Source organism: Oleiphilus sp. HI0066 (genome assembly GCF_001635725.1).
In genome coordinates, this window is record NZ_LWFH01000430.1 from 1 (window position 1) to 711 (window position 711).

Genomic DNA, 711 nt, shown 5'->3' on the forward strand with positions numbered 1-711 from the left:
CTCGGCCGATCCAAACGATGCCACTATCCCGCTTTTCTTGCTTGATCAGGGCAATGACGAGGAATTATCAGAAGAGCAGTTACAGGGATTTTTTAGCCGTTATGCCTCAGGTGCATGGGACGGTGATCGAGACACGCTTGAAGAGCAGATCGACTCGCGTGCTTGGTCGATGCTGACCGCAGATAATCAGCAATGCTCTAACAGACGTTGCAGCTATTTTAGTAGTTGCCCTTACTACGAAGCGCGAAATCGTTGGGACGAAGCGGATGTTCTCATCGCTAATCATGATTTATTGCTATCAGATTTAGCCTTAGGCGGCGGTGTTATATTGCCAGCGCCTGAGCAAAGTATTTATGTGTTTGATGAGGCGCACCATCTACCCGATAAAGCGCTTGGGCACTTTATGGTGACAAGTGGTTTAAAAGCATCGCAGTCTTGGTTGAAGAGTTTGAGTAAATCTTTGGCAGAGATGCTGCCGGCCATTCAAGCCGGTCATTTTGTTGCCTCTAATATCGAACAGATTTCTCCCTTGAGCATTGCTCTGCAGCAAAAGATTGATGCCTTTTATATGAACTTGGCGGAAGGTTTAGATTGGGATCAGGAAGAGGGCGCATCAGAAAGTCGATATCGGTTTACAGATGGAATATTGCCCAATGAGGTGAAAGAACAGGCCTATAACATCAAACTAGATTTTGCATCGCTATGTCGTTA

Annotated in this window: 1 pseudogene; it reads left to right on the forward strand. The window is 46.1% G+C overall.

Annotated features, from left to right (window positions below):
• Window positions 1-711 (forward strand): annotated as a pseudogene (locus A3738_RS05750) (ATP-dependent DNA helicase DinG); the annotation flags it as partial.